Origin of the sequence: Streptomyces subrutilus (assembly GCF_001746425.1) — a bacterium.
Taxonomy (GTDB): Bacteria; Actinomycetota; Actinomycetes; order Streptomycetales; family Streptomycetaceae; genus Streptomyces; species Streptomyces subrutilus_A.
Genome location: NZ_MEHK01000001.1, coordinates 5,600,618 through 5,619,553, shown reverse-complemented (window position 1 = coordinate 5,619,553; position 18,936 = coordinate 5,600,618). Strand labels below are relative to the sequence as shown.

Here is an 18,936-nt window from a genome sequence, read left to right as displayed (position 1 = left end):
CGTCCCAGTAGAGCGCCTACGCGACCCGCAGGGCGGGCCGGGGCTGGTCCAGGATGCCGTCCTTGACCATGGACATGAACTGTCGCTTGGAGACGTTGGATAGCGCGTGCTGGCGTAGCGCGGGGTGTTGCAGATCCGCCTCCAGCGCGCCGGCCACCTTCACCAGTTCCTTCATGTCCCCCAGATCGGCCATCAGCCCGGGGTGGTCGGGGTTGTGACCCTCCTTCCACACGACCATGCGCGGGCCGACCTGGACGAGAAAGGCGCGGCGGTCCAGGTCGTTCATGGTCTTCCACTTCTCCCCCCAGGTGCGACCGGTCTCGCGGTAGATGTACTGGGACGGCCGGTGCGGGAGCAGGTCCAGCTTCACGATCTTGCCGTTGATCAGGGTCCGGATGCGGTGGTACGCCTTGGGGTCGTCGTCGTAGACGCCATCGGCGTAGTCCGTTTCGAGCTGCGCCAGCCGCCGTTGGGCGCGTTCGAGTTCCTCGGTGTGGTCCTCCCCGGGCGTCCAGATCTTCACCACCTCGGGCAGGTCGCCGGCAGACCCCAACAGGACATCCTCGAAGAAGTCTTCGTACTCGTCCTTCTTCACCGCGGCCCGGTGGTCGCATTTCACCCCGCGAGCGGCGGCGTGGCATCGGTAGTTGCGATAGACGGCCGTGCGGTACTTGAGCTTCTTCGTGGCCTCGTGGAGGTACATCGGGGACGCGCAGTTCCGGCACGACCCGATCCCGGCGTACAGGGAGATGTCGCCGAGGCCGACGAGGATCCTGGGCATCTCGATCGGCCTGGGCTTGCTGCGGGCGTCCAGGGCGACAACGGTCGTACGCCACTCCGTCTCGGAGAGGTGCGGGAACTCCGTGCACATCAGCGGCTCGCCGTTCTCGTCCTCGTGGATCTTGTGCTTGTACGCCTGGAACCCGGCGACGGAGGGGTGACGGACGATGTTGGCGACGACGTTGGGATTCCAGAGGTGCCCCTGGACCTCCAGGCCGGTGTACTCCTCTCCGCGCTCGGCCGCGTCCCGCATGCGCAGCTCGCGGAGCCTGTCCCGCCAGGTGAGCACACCCTGGGCATTGAGCTGCATCGCGATGGATTGGGGGCTAATGCCCTCGCGCATCTGTTCACAGATCCACTTGAGGATCTTCGCGTACTCCGGATCGGGTACGAGGGTGAGCCGGCCGCCGAACACGCCGCCGCGGATTCGTACGGGGAGGTAGGCGAAGGGTGTGTTCCCGCCCTTGAAGCAGCCGTTGTTACGGAGCCAGCGGGCGGTGTTGGTGCAGCGCTCGCGGATCTTCCGCAGCTCCTTCGCGGCCTGGCACGCCTTGATGTAGGCGATCATGCGGCCGTCTTCGGTGCTGATGTCGAAGCTGGGGTCGTCCAGGACGACGAGCTGCTTCTCCCTGTCGATGATCTCCTTGACGAAGCTCAGAAAGTGGATGTCGTTGCGGCCGATCCGGTCCTGTGTGGTGACGGCCATGACGTCCCACTGACGCAGACCCTCCTCCGTGAGCCAGGGCCCGAGGGAGGGACGTTCGGCGAGGTCGATGGAGCCGCTGACGGCCTTGTCGACCACGAGGTGCGTCAACGCGTGGCCCTGGGATTCCTGCCAACCGGTGAGTTCCTCGGCCTGGCGCTGGAGCGAGGTCGACTTGCTGTCGCCCCGGTCCACGCTGATGCGGGACATCAGCAGGGCGCGCAGGGGCTTCTCAGGGGACAACACAGCAGCCATGGGCGCATACCGTACCCACCGCAGGGCGCGGATCCACAGACGATTCGTCAGTTCGGCCCGGCAAGTCGCCTTGTGGTAGGGCGCGATGGCCACCGGGTGTGGCAGGATGACACCGCCTGAGTGAAGAAACGCTCAGGCTCACTGGCTCTGAAACCCAAAGAGCCGCCGGGGCTCCTACACCCAGGCGGCTCGGGCGAAGACTGGTGAACCAAGTCTTCGGATGCTCTACCCCCCTGAGCTTTGGCGGCGAAAGTGGGGTGTCGCGGCGTCCGGTCTTCGGTTCGGACGCACTGCGCGCCCGATACCAGTAGGGCGCGTGCTTCATGATGCCAGATTTTCGGCCCCACGTGGGCCCCTGCTCCACTACCACGCCGGTGTTTTCCGACACCGGACACGCCGCGATGACGCCGGCCAAGTTCCTTCGTGTGGACCAGCCGAGGGAAGCAGCCCGTTACGGGCGTCATGTTGACGATCGGCTTCCCCACGGATCCCGCAGGTCTCTAAGCTGCGGAGCATGCCCCGCCGACTCCTCGGCCGTGAACCCCGAGATTTCTACATGCTCGAACTCACGGCGTGCCGTGCGAGGTGGAGAACGCCTGCGTCTTCCCGGGATGCTTGTGCAGCAGGTAGCCCAGGTCGGTGGCGGGTCGTTCAGGGGAGCCGGTGGTGGAGATCGTCAGGAACACGCCACCGATTGTTGCTGGTCACCCGCCCGGCTGCCTCCGGTTTTTCGGGCGGCGGCGGTGTTGCGGCCGGGGGCCGGTCACCTCGCGCCCGCGGCGAGGGCCGCGATCCGGTCGGGGCCGATGCGGCAGCAGCCGCCGATGAGGCGCGCGCCCGTACGGCGCCATGCGGCGGTGGGCCAGCCGGGCCGGGTGCCGGGGGTTCGCCAGGTGGCGGTCGCGGCTTCCCAGACGGAGCCGTCGTTGGGGTAGGCCAGGAGCGGGGTGCGCGTGGTGGCCGCGGCCGCTTCGAGGGCCGGCAGAACCTCCACCGGGTCGCAGCAGTTGACGCCGACCGCGATGACCTGCGGGTACGCCGCGGCGAGGGCGAAGGCCTCGGCGAGGGGCGCGCCGGAGCGGGTACGGCCCTCGGCGACGGTGTAGCTCAGCCAGGCGGGGGCGTCCGTCTCCCCGAGGACGGTGAGCAGGGCCTGCGCCTCGTCGGGGTCGGGGACGGTCTCCAGGGCGAGGACGTCGGGGCCGGCGGCGAGCAGGGCCTCGACGCGGGGGCGGTGGAAGGCGGCGAGTTCGCGCACGCTCAGGCCGTAGCGGCCGCGGTATTCGGAGCCGTCCGCGAGCACGGCTCCGTACGGGCCCACGGAGGCGGCCACCCACACCTCGTGGTCGGCGGCCTCGGCGGCGCGGGCGGCGAGGGCGACACTGCGGTGCAGCAGGTCGGCGGCCCGGGGGTGGCCGGGGCCGATCTGGTAGCTCGCGGTGATCAGCACCTCGGCGCCGGCTCGTGCGTAGGCCGTGTGGGCGGCTTCCACCTGGTCGGGCCGTTCGGCGAGCACCCGGCCCGTCCACAGGCCGCCGGACAGGTCGCAGCCCTGGGCGGCGAGCTGGTTGCTCAGACCGCCGTCCAGGAGCACGGTCCGCCGGGCCAGGGCTTCGGCGAGCGGGCCGGACGCGCGTGGCATGTCGCCCGGTCCCCGGTCAGCCGAGCTGGGGGAGGACCTGGGCGGCGATCAGCTCCAGGTGGTCCAGGTCGTCGAGGTCGAGCAGCTGGAGATAGACGCGGGAGGAGCCGATGGCACCGTAGGCCCCGATCTTCTCCACGACCTCGGCCGGGGAGCCGGCCAGGCCGTTGGCCTTGAGTTCGTCCACGTCGCGGCCGATGGCGGCGGCCCGACGGGCGACCTCGGCGTCGTCCTTGCCGACGCAGACCACGAGGGCGTTGGAGTAGACGAGGTCCCCGGCCTTGCGCCCCGCCTCCTCGGCGGCCCGCCGGACCCGCCCGAACTGGCGCTCGCTGTCGGCGAGCGACGCGAAGGGCATGTTGAACTCGTCGGCGTACCGGGCGGCGAGGCGCGGGGTGCGCCGGGCGCCGTGTCCGCCGATGAGTACGGGCACCTTGGCCTGGGCGGGCTTGGGCAGCGCGGGCGAGTTCTCCACCTGGTAGTGGCTGCCCGCGTAGTCGAAGGCGGCGCCGGTCTCGGTGGCCCACAGCCCGGTGATGATGGCCAGCTGCTCCTCCAGCCGGGCCATGCGCTCGGCGGGGAAGGGGATCCCGTACGCCTTGTGCTCCTGCTCGAACCAGCCCGCGCCCAGGCCGAGTTCGATCCGGCCGCCGGACATCTGGTCGACCTGGGCGACCTGGATGGCGAGCACTCCGGGCAGCCGGAAGGTGCCGGCCGTCATCAGGGTGCCCAGCCGGATCCGCCGGGTCTCGCGGGCCAGGCCCGCGAGGGTGATCCACGCGTCGGTGGGTCCGGGCAGGCCGTCGGCCGCGCCCATCCTCAGATAGTGGTCGGAGCGGAAGAACGCATCGAAGCCCAGGTCCTCGGTGGCCTTGGCAACGGTCAGGAGGGTGTCGTAGCTCGCGCCCTGCTGGGGTTCGGTGAAAACGCGAAGATCCATGCCCCCATCCTGCCCGGCCCGACCCCGCCGGGTGAATCGGCGTCAACCGGACGGTCCACCCCGGACGCCGCCAGTGACCACCCCGGAGGGGGATCGTTGGCTCGGACGGAGCCGGACCGCCCGGCCCGCGCGCCGGCGGCAGTATCGCCCGTGCGTCCACCGCGCCCTTCCGCCCAGGAAGGGCCAGGGCCGAGGAGGCCGCCATGTCCCACGAGGTCGTGCCGGAGACCCACCGACAGACCGGACAGTCCGGACAGGCAGCGCACGAGGAAGCACTCCAGGAGTCCGCTGTTCCCGCCGCGGGCGGCGCACCGAAGGGCCTCCTGCAGCAGATGGAAGAGCTGATGGCGGCGCTGAACGCCGACCTGTCCCGGCTCGACGCCGACCTCCAGTCCTCCACCGACCGCGCCCCGGGCACGCCCGCCCCCGAGGGCGAGCGCCCGTCCTACCGGTCGCCGTGACCGTGCGGGTCCCGTCGCGCGCGGCGGGGCCCGTGTGCCCTCGCGGGCGACGGCCCGGGCGGCACCTCAGGCCACGCCCGAGGCGGAGCCCCGTTCGCGCACCGTCATGCGGCGCAGGATCGCCCGGACCCGGTCGCTCGTCTCGTCGGCCGCGTCGATCGACTCTATGCACTGCCAGTACAGGGTCTCGTCGTCCGTCCCGCAGGCCACCCCGACCAGGGCTATGCCCACTTCGCCGAGCAGCGCCTGGAGTCCGAGCAGCGCCTGCCGGACATCCGTGACCTGTGTCAACTGCGCGGCCCGCGCCGGGTATTCGGGCGCGCTGCCCTCTCCGCGCACGGCCGCCCGGTCGATCACCCCGCAGCCTCTGCCTCCCGCTTCCCCCAGTCCCCGTGCCTCCGCTCTCATCTCCGGCGGCCCGGTGACCGCCAGGTAGCTCCCTACGCCCTGCGCGAGTGCCTGGGCCTGCCAGGCCTCGCCCACGATGTCCCACGCAGCCCCGCTCTGTGCCAGCGTGTGCCGACCGGCCGCGATGAGCCGTACCGCATCCATATGCCGTCCCCCGTCCGCACGACATCCCGCCATCCCGCTTATCTCACCACTACCCAGAGTGAGGGCAACGAGTCAGTAAAGCCAGGGGTATTCGGAAAATGTGGACACAAATGTGATTGTGGAAGAGTCCATCACTCCGAAGAGTGACGATGCGCGGTCGGTTCGCCCGGTACGGGGAAGCGGAGCTCGTTCCTCTCGATCTTCGCGGCGAGCGCATCCAGCACGTCCACCCCGAGAACCTCACAGAACTGCAGGAGATACGCGAGCACGTCGGCGACCTCATCGGCCACGCGGTGGGCGGTTTCCGGCTTCTCCATGACCTTCGCCGACTGTTCGGGCGTCAGCCATTGGAAGATCTCGACCAGTTCGGCCGCCTCCACGCTCAGCGCCACCGCCAGGTTCTTGGGCGTGTGGTACGGCTCCCAGCCGCGTGCCGCGGCGAAGTCGGCGAGCCTGCGCTGCAGCAGGTCGAGGCGCTGATCGCGGGGAGCGGGGCGCGGCTCGCCGGTGTCCGCGTTGTCGTTGCCGTTCACGTCGTCCGAGTCGTCGGTGTCCTTGGTGTCGCTCATGGCTCACAGGTCTACCACCGTGACCCCCGCCAGCAGGCGGGCGGCCGCCGCGGTCTCCTCCCCCACCGCCGCCATCAGCCGGACGTGCCCGCGCCCGCACGACAGCAGGGCCAGGCGCAGCAGCTCGGCGCTCTGCCGGCGGTCCAGGCCGCGGTCGAAGCCGTCCGCCAGGACCGTCAGCGCCTGCTGGGCGTCGAGCAGTTCGGCGGCCGGGTCCATGGCGAGCACCCCCGGGCCGGTGAGCAGGACCAGCGCCAGGGCGAGGAAGCGCAGCTCGCCCGCGCCGAGGCGGGCCAGTTCGGTGGCGGGCCGGCCGGGGCCCCGGTCCAGGACCGCCGAGACGGGGCCGTCGGCGGGGGCCCGTACGTCCAGGCCGGCGACCGGTCCCGCGCAGCCGGTGCGGGCGGCCTCGGCCAGCAGCGCGTAGCGGGTGCCGCATTCGTGGCGGGTCCGGCGCAGGACGTCGGCCAGGTTGGCGCAGTCGCCGAGCAGCCGGCCCTCCCCCGGCGGGACCGGCGCGCGCATCAGGCCGGGCCGGGGGTCGCAGGGGAACACCGAGCGCAGCGCCACCACGACCTGCTCGGCGGCGGCCAGGACCTGGCGCTGGCCGGCCGTCGCGCCGGCCACGCGGAGCGGGAGCAGGGCCGTGCCGAGCCGGTCGTCCGGCAGCGGGGCCCGGGTGACGCCGATGGCGCCGCCGGTCAGCCAGGCGCCTTGTACGGAGCGCCGGCCGGGGTCGCGCAGGGCCGTCGCGAGCAGGATCTGGCCCGCCTGCGCGAGCCGTTCGCCGACGATGCGCAGGGTGGGCTCGGCCTGGACGGCGAGGTCGAGGCGGACCGGTCCGGCGGGGCCGTCGACCGTGCAGCCGATGCGGAAGCCGCGCCGCCCGTCGGCGTCGGGGGCGGCCCGGTCGGGGATGCGGGCGGCGGCGTCGGGGAAGGCCTCCTCGAGGGTGGCTCCGGAGCCGAGCGCGGCGAGGGCCTCGTAGGCGGCCAGGGCCTGGGACTTGCCGCTGCCGCTGGCCCCGGCGAGGAGGGTGACGGGCCCGAGCGCGAAGGCGGCACCGCGGTGCGGCCCGAACGCGGACAGCCGCAGCTCGGTGACCCCGGGCCGCTGAAGCCGCCCACCCTGCGCGGGCACGGCCGCCCGCCCGCCCCCGGCTAACGCGACGGCGGCCTCGCCGGCGGGCCCGACGGCGCGAACAACGGGGCGCACGGCGCAGGCCCCACCCCCGACGCCCGCGGCCCCGGCAGCCGCGGGCACGGCGTCCACGGCGGCGGCGGACCGGCGCGCCGCCGCAGGCCCGGCGGCAACCGCCGCGGAACGGGGCGCGGGAAGAACCACCGGCCGCTCGGCATCAGCGGCCGCGGACCCGGCAGCCGGAGGCCCGGCGGGGCGCGGGGTGCCGAGCCCGGCGGCGGACGGCACGGGGAGGGCGGCGGCGCGCGGGGCGGCGGGGCTTGGGGTGGCGGGGCTTGGGGTGGCGGGGCTTGGGGCGGCGGGGGCGGCGGCGCGCGGGGCGGGGGGCCCGGCGGGGGCGGCTACGGGAGGGCGGGGGGCGTCCATGCGGCGGACGGTAGGGCCGCCGGGCCCGGCGGGGGCTCGGTGAACCGTTACCTCGCGGCGACCTTCCTACGATCGGGGGACGGCCGCCGCCGCGATCCCCTCGACCTCGGTCCCCACCGGCGCCAGCAGGAAGACGTTCCGGTCCACCCGGTGCATCCCGCTGCCCAGCCCGAAGACCACACCACTGCTGAAGTCCAGGATCCGCTTGGCCACTTCGCTGTCGGCCCCGGTCAGGTCCAGCAGCACCGGGATCTGCGCGATCAGGTACTCCGCCACCTCCCGCGCGTCCGCGAAGATCTGAACCCGGATCACCACGAAGCGCCGCTGCTCCGCCGCCGACGCCCCCGGCGCCGTGGGGATGGTGCGGTGGTCCACCCGGGAGGGCCACTCGTTGCGGCTGCGCAGGGGGACCACCTGCGCGAGCCCCTCCCACTGTTCGTCGGTGACGTCGTACCTGCTCACCGGACCGCCTCGACCACGCGCTTCATGTGCATCCCCCTATCCTCTCGCGTTTCACCCGTTCAGCCCAACACCGACACGGACCAGACCGGCTACTCCCGACGAGCGAAATGAGTTAGGTTAGGCAAACCTAAGTTCTCGCGATGATGGAGAGACGCAGATGCGCATGTCCGGTGCCCCCGCCACCGCACCCGCCCGGCCCACCGACGCCGAACGGGTGCGGTCGATCCTGGCCGCGGCCCACTCCATGACCGCGGTCACCGACGGCCTGCGCTCCGAAGTCCGCCACCTCGACGGCGGCGACCCGATGGGCCGCCTGCACCTGCATCCCGCCGAACCGGGCGGCGACGCCGAGCACCGGGCCGCGATCCGGCTGGAGTTCACCGACATCGCCCCGACCCCGGTGCGCGACCGGGTACGGGCCCGGGTGACCATCGTGGGCCGCCTGCTCACCCCGTACGCCGGCGACAGCGCCGGCCTCGGACACGAGAGCACCTGCATGGAGTTCGGACAGGCCGTCCTGGAGACGGCGGAGGGCCTCTCGTGCATCGGGCTCGACGAACTGGACGCGGCCCGCCCCGACCCGCTGGCCCCCTACGAGGCCGGCATGCTCACGCACCTCCTCGACGACCACCCGGACCTCGTCACCCTGCTGCTGCGCCTGGTCCAGCCGCTGCCCACCGCCTCGGTGCTCCGCGCGCTGCCCGTCGCCATGGACCGGTACGGGATCACGCTGCGGCTCGAGGAGCGCGGCGGCCACCGCGACGTACGGCTGCCCTTCCCCTCGCCGCTCGACGACGTGGAGCAGTCGGGCGCCCAGATCCAGGCCCTGTTCAGCGCGGCCCGGCGGCGCTCGCACCGCAACACCCTGCCCGCCTGAACCCGGCCGCCCACCCGGCCCCGCCCCTGGCCGGAAAGCGACGGCGCGGCCCTCGGCGGGCCGTCCGCCGGGAATAGCGGACACCCGCACCCGGTTGGCGGTGATCATGAAGGCCATCAGCTACAGCGCATACGGAACCGCCGCCGCTCTCGAACTCGTTGACGCACCGGATCCCAAGGTCGGACCGGGCGAGGTCCTCGTCCGCGTGAAGGCCGCCGGGGTCAACCCGGTGGACTGGAAGCTCGCCGCCGGATACCTCGACCCGATCCTCGAAGTCCGCTTCCCCGTCATACCCGGATGGGACGTCGCCGGAGTCGTCGAGGCGGTCGGCCCGGACACCTTCGACTACGCCGTCGGCGACGAGGTCTACGGGTACGTCCGCAAGGAGTGGACCGAGCTCGGCACGTACGCCGAACTGGTCACCGCCCCCGTGCGGACCCTCGCGCCCAAGCCGCGCGAGCTGACGTTCGAGCAGGCCGCCGGCATCCCGCTGGCCGGGCTCACCGCCTACCAGTCGCTCCGGCGCGTGAACGTCGAGGCCGGCGAGACCGTCGTCATCCACTCCGCGGCCGGGGGCACCGGCTCCCTGGGCGTGCAGATCGCGGTAGCCCTCGGCCTGCGCGTGATCGGTACGGCCGGCGCCCACAACCACGACTACCTGCGCTCCCTCGGCGCCGAGCCGGTCCTGTACGGGGACGGGCTGGCCGACCGCATCCGCGAGCTGGCGCCCGAGGGCATCGACGCGGGCCTCGACTTCCACGGCGACGGCGCCGTCGAGGTGCTGCAGTCGCTGGTCAAGGAGCGCGACCGGGTGGTGTCCATCGCCGACTACGAGGCTGCCGCCAAGGGCGCGCACCAGCTGTGGGTACGGCCCGACACCTCGGACCTGACCTTCCTGGCCGTGCTCGCGGACAGCGGCCGGCTGACGGTCAACGTCGAGCACGCGCTGCCGCTCGCCGAGGCCGCCAAGGCGTGGGAACTGAGCGCCTCGGGCCGGACCCGGGGCAAGATCGTGCTGACGGTGTGACGTCCGGGCGCCGCCCCCGGGGCCGGCCCGGGCCTCGCCCCCGGGCCGTGTGTCGCACTCCGCGGCGCGGCCCGGACCGGGCCCGCACGGCGACCCCCGTCGAGCCCGCGCAGCGGAGCCGTGCCGGGGCCCGTTCTGTCGGGTGTCTGCGATGCGGCCGGTCTTGCTGGCGGCCGGGTCCTCGGGGCGTCGCGCACGAGCGCCGGCTTCGGCGGATCCGCACCTCCGCGGCCCCGCCGGGCGCGCCCGCCCCCGCCCGCGACGCCCCGGCGCCGGACGCGGATTCGGGCCCGCTCCCGGAACCGGCCGCAACGGTGCTGCTCAGCCGCGTGTTCCGGGATCCGCGCCGCTCACATGAGAGGGCGAGATCACACCCGTCGGTGTAGTGCCACTTGAGCGTCCTCCCCTACATTCGAGGCCATGACGGTCCTGCCTGACGACGGGCTCTCCCTGGCCGCCGAGTTCCCTGCCGCGACACATGAGCAGTGGCAGCGCCTTGTAGAGGGCGTACTGCGCAAGTCGGGCAAGGAAGCCTCCGGCGAGGCCGCTGAAGAAGCGTTGTCCACCCAGCTCGAGGACGGGCTCACCACCCGCCCGCTGTACACCGCGCCGCCCGAGGGGTCGGTCGCCGACACCGGTTTCCCCGGATTCGCCCCCTTCGTACGGGGCGGCAGGCCGGAGGGCACCACCGCGAACGGCTGGGACGTGCGCCAGCGCCTGGTGGGCACCGATCCGGCGCGCCTGAACGAGGCCGCGCTCGCCGATCTGGAGAACGGGGTCACCTCCCTCTGGCTGCCCACCGGCCGCTCCGGCATCCCGGCCGAGGGTCTCGGTCGCGCCCTGGAGGGGGTCTACCTCGACCTCGCCCCGGTCGTCCTGGACGCCGGCGCCGACTACGCCGAGGCCGCCCGTTCGCTGCTGGCCCTGTACGCCGAGCGCGGCGTCTCCCCCGAGGCCGCGCGAGCCTGCCTCGGCGCCGACCCGCTGGGGCACGAGGCCCGCACCGGTGAGGCCCTCGACCCGGCGGGCGCCGTGGAGCTGGCCCTGGAGGCCGCCGCCGGCTGGCCCGGGGTGCGGGCGCTGACCGTCGACTCCCTGCCCTACCACGAGGCCGGCGGCAGCGCCGCCGAGGAGCTGGCGCTGTCCCTGGCCACCGGTGTCGCGTACCTGCGCGCCCTCACCGGGGCCGGGCTGAGCACCGAAGCGGCCCTGGGCCAGCTGGAGTTCCGCTACGCGGCCACCGCCGACCAGTTCCTCACCATCGCCAAGCTGCGCGCCGCGCGCCGCCTGTGGTCCCGTGTCGCCGAGGCCTCGGGGGCTCCGGCGGCGGGCGCCCAGTACCAGCACGCGGTGACCTCGCCGGTGATGATGACCCGCCGCGACCCGTGGGTGAACATGCTCCGCACCACCGTGGCCTGCATGGCCGCGGGCGTCGGCGGCGCGGACGCGGTGACCGTGCTCCCCTTCGACCACGAGCTGGGCCTGCCGGACGCCTTCGCGCGCCGGATCGCCCGCAACACCTCCACCATCCTGCTGGAGGAGTCCCACCTGGCCCGGGTGATCGACCCGGCCGGCGGCTCGTACTACGTCGAGCGGCTCACGGACGAACTCGCCCACGCCGCCTGGGAGTTCTTCCAGACCCTGGAGAAGTCCGGCGGCCAGGCCGCCGCCCTGCGCTCCGGGCTGGTCGCCGAGCGGCTCGCCGCCACCTGGGCCGCCCGCTCGAAGAAGCTGGCCAAGCGCCGCGAGCCGATCACCGGTGTCAGCGAGTTCCCGCTGCTGTCGGAGAAGCCGGTCGTGCGCGAGAGCGCGCCGCCCGCGCCCGCCGGCGGCCTGCCGCGCGTCCGGCGCGACGAGGCGTACGAGGCCCTGCGCACCCGCAGCGACGCACACCTGGCCGCGACCGGCGCCCGGCCGCGGATCTTCCTGGCCGCACTGGGCCCGGCGGCGGCGCACACCGCACGCGCCACCTTCGCCTCCAACCTCTTCCAGGCGGGCGGCATCGAACCGGTGCACGACCCCGTGTCGGTCGACGCGGCCACGGCCGCCGAGGCCTACACCGCGAGCGGCGCGGACGGCATGGCCGTGCTCTGCTCCAGCGACGCGCTGTACGAGGAGCACGCCGAGGCGGTGGCCGGCGCGCTGCGCGCGGCGGGCGCCACGACCGTGTTCCTCGCCGGCAGGCCCGGCACCGCAGAGGCTTCCGTGGACGAGTACGTCTTCGCCGGCTGTGACGCCGTCGCCGTGCTCTCCTCCGTACTCGACCGGATGGGAGTGCCGTCTTGAGCATCCCCGATTTCTCCGAGCTGGCGCTCGGCCCCACCGCCGCCGCCGGGGTCTCCGAGGACCAGTGGCGCGCCTCGGTGAAGGAGTCCACCGGCACCGCGGCCGCGGACCTGCTGTGGGAGACCCCCGAGGGCATCGGCGTCAAGCCGCTGTACACGGGGCGGGACGTGGAGGGCCTGGACTTCCTCGAGACGTACCCGGGCGTGGCCCCGTACCTGCGCGGCCCGTACCCGACGATGTACGTCAACCAGCCCTGGACGATCCGGCAGTACGCGGGCTTCTCCACGGCCGAGGAGTCGAACGCCTTCTACCGGCGCAACCTGGCCGCCGGCCAGAAGGGCCTGTCGGTCGCCTTCGACCTGCCGACGCACCGCGGCTACGACAGCGACCACCCGCGGGTGACCGGCGACGTCGGCATGGCGGGCGTGGCGATCGACTCGATCTACGACATGCGGCAGCTGTTCGACGGGATCCCGCTGGACAAGATGTCGGTGTCGATGACGATGAACGGCGCGGTGCTGCCCGTCCTCGCCCTCTACATCGTGGCGGCGGAGGAGCAGGGCGTCTCCCCCGACAAGCTCGCCGGGACCATCCAGAACGACATCCTCAAGGAGTTCATGGTCCGCAACACCTATATCTACCCCCCCAAGCCCTCGATGCGGATCATCTCCGACATCTTCTCGTTCACCTCGCAGAAGATGCCGCGGTACAACTCGATCTCCATCTCCGGCTACCACATCCAGGAGGCCGGGGCCACGGCCGACCTGGAGCTCGCGTACACCCTCGCCGACGGCGTGGAGTACCTGCGTGCCGGCCAGGCCGTCGGGCTGAACGTGGACGCGTTCGCGCCGCGCCTGTCCTTCTTCTGGGCGATCGGCATGAACTTCTTCATGGAGGTCGCGAAGCTGCGCGCCGCCCGCCTGCTGTGGGCGCGCCTGGTCAAGCAGTTCGACCCGCAGAACGCCAAGTCGCTGTCGCTGCGCACCCATTCGCAGACCTCGGGCTGGTCGCTGACCGCGCAGGACGTCTTCAACAACGTCACGCGCACGTGCGTCGAGGCGATGGCCGCGACCCAGGGCCACACCCAGTCGCTGCACACCAACGCCCTCGACGAGGCGCTCGCGCTGCCGACGGACTTCTCGGCGCGCATCGCCCGCAACACCCAGCTGCTGCTCCAGCAGGAGTCGGGGACCTGCCGGTCGATCGACCCGTGGGGTGGCAGCGCGTACGTCGAGAAGCTGACGTACGACCTGGCGCGGCGGGCCTGGCAGCACATCCAGGAGGTCGAGGCGGCCGGCGGCATGGCGCAGGCCATCGACGCGGGCATCCCGAAGCTGCGCGTCGAGGAGGCCGCGGCCCGTACGCAGGCGCGGATCGACTCGGGCCGGCAGCCGGTGATCGGCGTGAACAAGTACCGCGTGGAGAACGACGAGGCGATCGACGTTCTGAAGGTCGACAACTCCTCGGTGCGCACCCAGCAGATCGCCAAGCTGCGCCGGCTGCGCGAGGAGCGCGACGAGGCGGTCACGCAGGACGCGCTGCGGGCGCTGACGAACGCGGCGGAGCGCGGCTCGTCGGGCCAGGGCCTGGAGGGCAACCTGCTCGCCCTGGCGGTGGACGCGGCGCGCGCCAAGGCTACCGTGGGTGAGATCTCGGACGCACTGGAGAAGGTGTACGGGCGGCACGCGAGCCAGATCCGTACGATCTCGGGTGTGTACCGCACCGAAGCAGGCGAGTCCCCGTCCGTGGAGCGCACCCGTGCGCTCGTCGACCGCTTCGAGGAGGCGGAGGGCCGCCGTCCGCGCATCCTGGTCGCCAAGATGGGCCAGGACGGCCACGACCGCGGCCAGAAGGTGATCGCGACGGCGTTCGCCGACCTGGGCTTCGACGTGGACGTCGGCCCGCTGTTCCAGACCCCGGCGGAGGTGGCCCGCCAGGCCGTCGAGGCCGACGTCCACGTCGTGGGCGTCTCCTCCCTCGCGGCCGGCCACCTGACCCTCGTACCGGCGCTGCGCCAGCAGTTGGCGGAGGAGGGCCGCGAGGACATCATGATCGTGGTGGGCGGGGTCATCCCGCCGGCCGACGTGCCGACGCTCCTGGAGATGGGCGCGACGGCGGTGTTCCCGCCGGGCACGGTCATCCCCGACGCGGCCCACGACCTGGTGACGCGGCTCGCCGCGGATCTGGGCCACGAGCTGTAGGCGGCCGCCGGTGCCGAAGATCGACATCGAGGCGTACGCGAAGGGCGTGCTCGACGGGAAGCGCTCGTTCATCGCACGGGCGATCACCCTCGTCGAGTCCACCCTGCCCGCCCACCGGGCGCTGGCCCAGGAGCTGTTGACGGAGCTCCTGCCCCATGCGGGGAAGGCGCGCCGGATCGGGATCAGCGGGGTGCCGGGGGTGGGCAAGTCCACCTTCATCGACGCGTTCGGCACGATGCTGACGGGGCTGGGCCACCGCGTCGCGGTCCTGGCGGTGGACCCCTCGTCGAAGCGCACGGGGGGCTCCATCCTCGGCGACAAGACGCGGATGGAGCGGCTCGCCGTGGACCCGGCGGCGTTCGTCCGCCCCTCCCCGTCCGCGGGGACCCTGGGCGGGGTCGCGAAGGCCACCCGCGAGTCGATGATCGTCATGGAGGCGGCGGGCTACGACGTGGTCCTCGTCGAGACGGTGGGCGTCGGCCAGTCCGAGACCACGGTGGCGGGCATGGTCGACTCCTTCCTCCTCCTGTCCCTGGCCCGTACGGGCGACCAGCTGCAGGGCATCAAGAAGGGCGTCCTGGAACTGGCCGACGTCCTGGCGGTCAACAAGGCGGACGGCCCGCACGAGCGCGACGCGAAGGCCGCGGCGCGCGAACTTTCGGGCGCACTGCGGCTGATGCACCCGGCGGACGCGGCCTGGACCCCGCCGGTGCTGACGTGCAGCGCACGGGAGTCGGCGGGCCTCGACGAAATCTGGAACCGCCTCGAACAACACCGCCGGCTGCTGGACGCGAACGGCCGACTGGCCGCGAAGCGGGCGGCCCAGCAGGTGGAGTGGACGTGGTCGATGGTCCGCGACGAACTCCTGGACCGCCTCCGCGCGAACCCGGCGGTCCGCTCCCTGGCCCCGTCCCTGGAGGCCTCGGTCCGCGCGGGCACGGTCACGCCGACATCGGCGGCGGACCGGATCCTGGCGGCCTTCGGAGCCTGAACCCGCTCCCAGCCCCGCCGGCGTGTGAGGCGCGGGGTCTGGGGCGGAGCCCCGGCAACGGCGCCGCACCCCAGCCCGCCGGCGCTTGAAGCGCGGGCCTGGGGCGGAGCCCCGGCAGCGGGCCCGCACATCACGCCGGACCCGCAGGCCCCCCGAGCCACATCCCGCCCAGCGAGCGTTCGGCGGGGCCTGGGGCGGAGCCCCGGCAGCCGGGGCCCTCAGGGCGGCGGGGCTACGCCCCGACCAGCACCGACCTCGGCGCCCCCAGCACCTCGCGCAGAATCCGAACCTGCTCATCAACCTCGCCGGAGGCGAGCAGCGCCGACAGCACGGCGATCCGCGCCTGCCCCGCCCGCAGCGTCCCCGCCGGCACCGCACCCGCCGCCACCAGATCCACGGCCCCGCCGTGCGTGTAGATCTCGGTGACCGGCCCCGCCATCACCCGCGTGGTCAGCGCGACCAGCACCCCGCGCCCCACGGCGGCCTTCACCGCGTCCACGATCTCGGGCGTCGCGTTGCCCGCGCCCGTCCCGACCAGGACGACACCCCGCGCACCGGCCGCCACCGCCGCGTTCAGCAGCACCGCGTCGCCGTCGGCGTGGTGCACCACCACGTCCACCCGCGGCGGCAGCTCCGGCATGGCCGGCAGCGCCAGCGGCGCCGGCCGCTGCGGCGTGCGCAGGATGGCGACCTTGCCGAAGCCGATCTTCCCGAGCAGTTCCTTCGACGGGTCGGCGAACGCGTCCAGCGCCACCGCCTGCGTCTTCACCGTGCCCCGCGCGGCATGCACCCGCCCCGCGAACGCGACCAGCACGCCCAGCCCGCGCGTGGTCGCGGCGGTGAGCAGCGCGTCGTACAGGTTCTCCGGCCCGTCCCCGTCCGCGGTGCCCATGGGCCGCTGCGAACCGGTGAACACCACGGAACGCGCGTCGTGGTGGTGCAGGTCGACGAGGAACGCCGACTCCTCCAGGGTGTCCGTGCCGTGGGTGACGACGATGCCGTCGACACCGGGGTCGGCGAGCACCTCGTGCACGGTGCGCAGCAGGGTCAGCTGGTGGGCGGTGGTGAGCCGCGGGCTGTTCACGCTGAACAGGTCCACCACCTCGACGGTGATGCCCTCGGGCAGCGGCGCGGTGGCCATGACCTCACTGCCGTCGGCGTCCGCCGCGAATCCGGAGCCCTGCCAACGGCTGGCTATCGTTCCGCCGGTGCTGATGACGACGATGCGCCCCATGGCCGCGGCCACCTCTCACTCGCACGTGTGTACTGAAACGGCAATGATAGAGAGATCTACGCGCAATGCGATTGCTTCTTCAAGCGCTCCCGCTGGACTCTCCTACGCAATAATTGCGCCATGGATTCCATCGACCGCGATATCTTGCGCGAGCTCCAGGCGGACGGCCGCCTGAGCAACCAGGAACTCGCCCAGCGGGTCGGACTGACCCCCTCCCCCTGCATGCGCCGCGTGCGCCAGCTGGAACAGGACGGGGTGATCCAGGGCTACCGCGCCGTGATCTCCCCCGAGGCGGTCGGCCGCGGCTTCGAGGTGCTCGTCTCGGTCGAGGTCCGCCGCGACCGCGAAGCGGTGGAGGCCTTCGAGGCGGCCCTCCAGGACATCCCGGACGTGATCGAGGCCTACCGCCTCTTCGGCAGCCCGGGCTGCCTGCTGCGCATCGCGGTCGCGGACCTCCGCGCGTACGAACGCCTCTGGATCGAAAAACTGACGGCCCTCTCCGGCGTGACGGAGGTCAACTCCCAGATCATCATGAAGCGCATCAAGGAACCCACGGGCCTCCCGGTGGCCCGCTGACCCGGGCTGCGTCGCGCGCCGGCGACGTCAGCGGGCGCTGCCTTCGCCCATCAGCTGCTCGACGGCCGCGCATACCTGCCGCAGCGCCGCCGGCTGGGTGGACAGTGCTGCCAGCGGGACCGTCGGCCAGCCGGTGAAGCCCTTGTCCATCTGCGTCGCGATCTTCTGCCGAAGGCCTTCCACCACCGGCAGGGCGTCCGCGAAGGCAGACGTCGCGTCGCGTCCCAGGTGGTGGGTGATCGACCCGAAGCTGAAGGCGAGGTCGTCCTTGTCCGGATCCTCGCGCAGTGACAGCGTCCAGACGGGAACCTCCCTTCCCGAGGCCGGAAAGGAGACGGAGACACTGGGATATGCGGCCCTGTTCCCCACCGTGCGCCCCGCCGCCTCCGCGTGATCGAGCAACGCGAGGGCTGCCTGCCGCTGCTCTGGGCTGCGGTTCTCCAGCGCCGCCTCCATGTCCGCCCTTGTCCACCTCCGGGCCGCCTGGCCCGGCCTCGACTGCGTCTTGTTCGCCGTGGCCACCTCGCCGTGGACCCGCGGGACGAGCACACGGTGATCACCGCTGCCCCGGTACTGGGTCAGCTCGACGGCGTAGACATCGGTCTGCCGCAGCTGACGGTTCAGGAACTCGACAATGGCCCTCAGCTCCAGAGGGATCCGGTCCGCCACGAAGAGCAACCGCATCCGACCGGCCCCCAGCCGCTCCTCGACCGTCACCCAGAACTCCTCGGGCGACTGGCCGCCCAGCAGCTCCCTGTAGGCGTCCTCGAGAGGCCGCCCGTCCATCGCGCAGGTTTCCTCGAAGGTCCGCTGGAGCAGCGCGGCAGGCCAGTAGCGCGCTCCGTTGGCCGCGTAGTCGAGCATCTGGCCCACGACTTCCCGTCGTACGCGGGTGTCGGCTGCCCTCTTGACCTCCACCAGGGTCGGCACCCCGTCCGCGTCCACGAACAAGTGGTCCAACCAGTAGGCGGCGCCGCTCTCGCTGCCGGTGGGGACCCTCATTTCGCGCGCCACGAGAAAGAGCCGAAGGGGCCGGCCGTCGGCGAGCGAACCGAAGTCCAGGATGCGGGGATGGCGTGCCAGCAACGCCTGGAACTCGACCTCGGTATCGAAGGCGGCAGGCTCGAGAGCACTCAGCCCCTCGCCCAGCAGAAACACGGGCTGTTCGGCCATTCCCATCCCCAACCCCCTGAGCGTCGATCACGACTGCCGACAGACTTACCAGACGGCGCTGACGAACAAGCGGGTTTGACCGTGATCACACCCCTGGAGCACGGACAGGAGCAGTCGGGCGGCGCCCCGCGGCCCTGGTAGCGTCGAAGAAGCGTGCTGATCGGTGACGGGCGACGGGCGACGGGGGAGACAGACCACCATGGGGTTCGAAGAGGACTGGGGCCGTGCGAGGTCCACCGCGGCGGATCAGGCGGCGATGCGGCTGAACTCCGGCCCGCCCCCTGGCCCGGCCCTCACCGGCACCGGGGACTTCGGCTCCACCCCCGCGGAGAAGAAGGCCGCGGCCAACACCATCGAGAACGACCTGGAGCCGAGCACCAAGAAGGCCGCGGAGCAGGCGGACGAGGCTTCGAACGGCGCGGTCAAGGCCTTCGACGGCTGGAGCACGGCGGCCGGTCTGAAGAAGGTGCAGGAGACCTGGGACCGGCAGGTGGCCGGGTTGATGGGCCGGCTGGCCTCGGAGAAGACCGCGCTGCGCGGGACCTCGAACCTGTTCCTGCGCAACGACATCGCGACGGGCGAGGGCTTCGGCATCCTGAAGCCGTCCCCGGACTCGAAACTGCACGGAATCTAGGCGGCGG

The 18,936-nt window shown here is 72.6% G+C and carries 17 protein-coding genes and 1 pseudogene; 8 read left to right on the top strand and 10 right to left on the bottom strand.

Annotated elements, in window-relative coordinates; translation table 11 throughout:
• Nucleotides 1-16: 16 nt before the first annotated feature.
• The 4 genes and pseudogenes from BGK67_RS26125 to BGK67_RS26115 all read right to left on the bottom strand — a co-directional run bounded on the left by BGK67_RS26125 (nt 17) and on the right by BGK67_RS26115 (nt 4,320).
• Nucleotides 17-1,738: a recombinase family protein gene (locus BGK67_RS26125; protein ID WP_079154377.1), complete on the bottom strand. Its 1,722-nt coding sequence runs from the start codon at nt 1,736-1,738 to the stop codon at nt 17-19.
• Between the two features lie 572 nt (nt 1,739-2,310).
• Nucleotides 2,311-2,424, bottom strand: a pseudogene (locus BGK67_RS36570) (hypothetical protein); the annotation flags it as partial.
• A gap of 77 nt (nt 2,425-2,501) precedes the next feature.
• Complete coding sequence (gene mmuM, locus BGK67_RS26120; protein WP_069922357.1) at nt 2,502-3,380, bottom strand: homocysteine S-methyltransferase; 879 nt, start codon at nt 3,378-3,380, stop codon at nt 2,502-2,504.
• A gap of 16 nt (nt 3,381-3,396) precedes the next feature.
• Nucleotides 3,397-4,320 (bottom strand): LLM class F420-dependent oxidoreductase, encoded by a 924-nt coding sequence (locus tag BGK67_RS26115; protein WP_069922356.1) that lies wholly within the window; start codon nt 4,318-4,320, stop codon nt 3,397-3,399.
• A 203-nt stretch (nt 4,321-4,523) separates the two neighbouring features.
• Between BGK67_RS26115 and BGK67_RS26110 the strand changes: the two genes are divergently transcribed.
• On the top strand, nt 4,524-4,781 hold the full coding sequence (locus BGK67_RS26110; protein ID WP_069922355.1) for a hypothetical protein: 258 nt from the start codon (nt 4,524-4,526) through the stop codon (nt 4,779-4,781).
• Nucleotides 4,782-4,847: 66 nt separating this feature from the next.
• Here the strand turns inward: BGK67_RS26110 and BGK67_RS26105 are convergent, their stop codons facing one another.
• The 4 genes from BGK67_RS26105 to BGK67_RS26090 form a co-directional block, all read right to left on the bottom strand.
• Nucleotides 4,848-5,333 (bottom strand): DUF6099 family protein, encoded by a 486-nt coding sequence (locus BGK67_RS26105; protein ID WP_069922354.1) that lies wholly within the window; start codon nt 5,331-5,333, stop codon nt 4,848-4,850.
• A 131-nt stretch (nt 5,334-5,464) separates the two neighbouring features.
• On the bottom strand, nt 5,465-5,797 hold the full coding sequence (locus BGK67_RS26100; protein ID WP_069924115.1) for a nucleotide pyrophosphohydrolase: 333 nt from the start codon (nt 5,795-5,797) through the stop codon (nt 5,465-5,467).
• A gap of 108 nt (nt 5,798-5,905) precedes the next feature.
• Nucleotides 5,906-7,117: an AAA family ATPase gene (locus BGK67_RS26095; RefSeq protein ID WP_432215483.1), complete on the bottom strand. Its 1,212-nt coding sequence runs from the start codon at nt 7,115-7,117 to the stop codon at nt 5,906-5,908.
• Nucleotides 7,118-7,534: 417 nt separating this feature from the next.
• Complete coding sequence (locus tag BGK67_RS26090; RefSeq protein WP_030012729.1) at nt 7,535-7,930, bottom strand: cell division protein SepF; 396 nt, start codon at nt 7,928-7,930, stop codon at nt 7,535-7,537.
• Nucleotides 7,931-8,087: 157 nt separating this feature from the next.
• Between BGK67_RS26090 and BGK67_RS26085 the strand changes: the two genes are divergently transcribed.
• From BGK67_RS26085 to meaB, 5 genes are all read left to right on the top strand, one after another.
• Complete coding sequence (locus BGK67_RS26085; RefSeq protein ID WP_069922352.1) at nt 8,088-8,807, top strand: DUF2470 domain-containing protein; 720 nt, start codon at nt 8,088-8,090, stop codon at nt 8,805-8,807.
• A gap of 106 nt (nt 8,808-8,913) precedes the next feature.
• Entirely contained in the window at nt 8,914-9,834 is a 921-nt protein-coding gene (locus tag BGK67_RS26080; RefSeq protein WP_069924114.1) for an NADP-dependent oxidoreductase, read from the top strand.
• 420 nt (nt 9,835-10,254) lie between these two features.
• Nucleotides 10,255-12,120, top strand: coding sequence for a methylmalonyl-CoA mutase family protein (locus BGK67_RS26075; RefSeq protein WP_069922351.1), 1,866 nt, complete (start codon nt 10,255-10,257; stop codon nt 12,118-12,120).
• Complete coding sequence (gene scpA, locus BGK67_RS26070; protein WP_069922350.1) at nt 12,117-14,321, top strand: methylmalonyl-CoA mutase; 2,205 nt, start codon at nt 12,117-12,119, stop codon at nt 14,319-14,321. Before BGK67_RS26075 ends, scpA begins: the two co-directional genes overlap by 4 nt.
• 10 nt (nt 14,322-14,331) lie before the next feature.
• Nucleotides 14,332-15,312, top strand: coding sequence for a methylmalonyl Co-A mutase-associated GTPase MeaB (gene meaB, locus BGK67_RS26065; RefSeq protein ID WP_069922349.1), 981 nt, complete (start codon nt 14,332-14,334; stop codon nt 15,310-15,312).
• A 232-nt stretch (nt 15,313-15,544) separates the two neighbouring features.
• Here the strand turns inward: meaB and BGK67_RS26060 are convergent, their stop codons facing one another.
• Nucleotides 15,545-16,546, bottom strand: coding sequence for an asparaginase (locus BGK67_RS26060; RefSeq protein ID WP_069922348.1), 1,002 nt, complete (start codon nt 16,544-16,546; stop codon nt 15,545-15,547).
• 120 nt (nt 16,547-16,666) lie between these two features.
• Between BGK67_RS26060 and BGK67_RS26055 the strand changes: the two genes are divergently transcribed.
• The gene (locus tag BGK67_RS26055) at nt 16,667-17,122 is read left to right on the top strand and encodes an Lrp/AsnC family transcriptional regulator (RefSeq protein WP_069922347.1); all 456 of its coding nucleotides are present in this window, start codon (nt 16,667-16,669) and stop codon (nt 17,120-17,122) included.
• A 27-nt stretch (nt 17,123-17,149) separates the two neighbouring features.
• Here BGK67_RS26055 and BGK67_RS26050 read toward each other — a convergent pair whose 3' ends face one another.
• Nucleotides 17,150-18,295, bottom strand: a complete 1,146-nt coding sequence (locus tag BGK67_RS26050) for a PDDEXK family nuclease (RefSeq protein WP_069922346.1) — start codon at nt 18,293-18,295, stop codon at nt 17,150-17,152.
• A 199-nt stretch (nt 18,296-18,494) separates the two neighbouring features.
• Between BGK67_RS26050 and BGK67_RS26045 the strand changes: the two genes are divergently transcribed.
• Nucleotides 18,495-18,929 carry a hypothetical protein gene (locus tag BGK67_RS26045; protein WP_069922345.1) on the top strand — a complete coding sequence of 145 codons (435 nt, stop codon included), beginning with the start codon at nt 18,495-18,497 and terminating at the stop codon, nt 18,927-18,929.
• Nucleotides 18,930-18,936 lie beyond the last annotated feature (7 nt).